Raw genomic sequence first — 2,330 nt, forward strand, 5'->3', positions numbered from 1 at the left:
AAATTCAACCAATCAACAAACAATCGGTATCAAAAAACTTGGCACACTATTGAGTTCTCAAACAACAGGAGCAAACGATTACTTGCGAGCCTCGCGCTTTCACGCTTCTCGTGGCCGCTTTCCTCCGCCGCTATGTTCATACTGTATTTCAATTCATTTTCCTCTGTCAAATCGTCTGCGCCGGCTGAACGCCTGCAAACAATTATCCAAAGAAAGCACCCATCGCAATTAGCGACCCGATTCGCCCTCGTATCGAGGCATGCGAAGTGGTCAACATTTTGAAGGGGGTGGCTGCCCTCAGCGGGGCAACTCATGAAACATTACACGCGCGATCCCCGACGGGCAAGCCCGCGACACGTCACCTGCATCACGTCCCACCCATGGCGTCGGCAGCGGTCAGTCGGAGCAGCGCTGCCGTGCCCTCCTGGCCGTCCCAAGGGTTCACCTCACGGTGTGCCTCACTCGGCGGCGCTCCGGACGGAGCGCATCCCGATCGACGCCTCCCAGCCACTATCTCGTGGTCGAGAGTCCGAGGACCTACCGGATCCTATCCGTGCAGCACCCTGATCGCCGTGATCGCGCAGGTATGCCTCGTCGCCGCGAATTCCAGGCACCTGCATCCGATCCGTAACGTGCGTCGGCTACCGCAGCTGATCGATCGGATCGGGCCGGCTCGAGACTCCGTGGCGCCGTTCTTGCTCGATGGTCCTCCCGGGATGGTGTCCGCCCACCTCTGCGGAGGGAGCAGCGCCGGCCTTGCGGACGGGCCGGCTCGAGCGACAGGCCCAAGCCGATGGTTCGGTCGACGCTGGCCGAGCAGCCTGCTACTGTGCAGCAGCCAACGCGACGCTGCACGGTAAGCATTGATCATGGGCGGATCGGACCTGATGTCCGGAATCCCTCGATGATCGGCTGCTGCCTGGTCGGTCGCTCCTCCGTCGCGAAGGGCTCGATCCTCCTGCCGCCTCCATCGACCCCGGGATGGTCCTTCTTCTGCATGTCGCCGGTGGTCGGTCGTCCGCAGGATGGTCCCGCCGTCCTGCACTGCGCGAACAGGAGGGTTCACGCGCTCGTGGGAGGGAGGCACTCGTCGAGGAATTATGGGGTCCCCTGAAGCACGTCGTCGACGCGGTCTGGAGCCTGCGGCCATGCGCCCGATGCGTTCTCCCCCGGGCCTCGTCAAGGTTTCGCCGAGGGGGGTGTTCTGCGGTCAGCTGGCCATGTCGTGGCCGGGGGCACACCCGGACCCGATGGGGGAACAGTAGGGCGCACGGCTGGCACCGAATGAAGAGGGCTCCCCGGCAGGGCACTCCGGGAGGGAGCATCACGTGCCACATGCTTGCCTCTCGGCAATCCCAACTCCGGCGAGGTGCTCACCGGATCCGCCCGACGGCGGTCCACGAAGGATCCCTGGACGGTCTCATCGAAGTGCTCTTCAGCAGCGGTGGCGTATCGGTTCGGCCATGACATCTCACCATCGCGGTCACCGCGGTGGTGCCCGAGCAGGGCAGGCAGCGGCAGGAGAACGACCGGTGGCTCGTGTTCCGCTCCCACTACGGCTTCGACCCCTTCTACTCCTCGCCGGGGACCATGCCTGAAGCCACCTCCTCGTGCCCACGGTCCGGGCAGTCCTCGACGACGCCCTGACCGATGCCGGCACACAATTACCGAGTTGTGAGGGTTCCGGGCAAGATCCAGGAAGAGGCTCCACTCTGTCCTCTCGGGGATTCCTGGACCAGAGACTCTGATCTACTCCCGAACCCCGACACCGACGCGGCCCCGGCCGTGGCCGCGACGAGCTGTCGAATGACGTGCACCCTGGCGAGCAGACCCGCGACCGAACGTGAACAGGTGGGGACGAAGAAGTCCTTGCTGAAGTCATCACCCTCGAATGCCGCGTCTACCTCCGCTGCGCCGGCGAATTCCGTGATCAGGAACTGGGCCACCGCGGTGCCGAACTCGTCCTCCAAGTTCTCGACGGACGCGAAGGAAAACTCGATAGTGATTGCGACACATAGGTCATTGTCCTGCTGGACCGCGACCTCGGACTACTGAGAAGAGACCACTGAGACCAGTGAGACCAATCATCCAGGCGCGGGCTCCGCGACCAGATACCGATTCCGCTTCTCGACCTGCTCATACAGAGTTCCAGGGCCACCGCGTGACATCCCCACCAGAGAGATCCTCCCGGACCTGTGTGGCAGCTCGTCCCTGGTTGCTTCAGCATGAGAGGCCACCTGACGCTACCCGTCGCCTGCGCGGGTTCGCGTGGGTGTGAGAACAATCCACTCATAGGCCGACCCTACCGGTGTGGTGGGGTGTGGTGTGCG

Annotated in this window: 1 protein-coding gene; it reads left to right on the plus strand. The window is 63.3% G+C overall.

Going from position 1 to position 2,330, the window contains the following annotated elements; genetic code table 11:
* The coding region (locus Q0747_RS13840) for a hypothetical protein (RefSeq protein WP_298255629.1) at positions 1-232 on the plus strand (232 nt) is incomplete at its 5' end.
* Positions 233-2,330: the final 2,098 nt, after the last annotated feature.

This window comes from uncultured Arthrobacter sp., assembly GCF_947493765.1.
Lineage (GTDB): Bacteria > Actinomycetota > Actinomycetes > Actinomycetales > Micrococcaceae > Arthrobacter_D.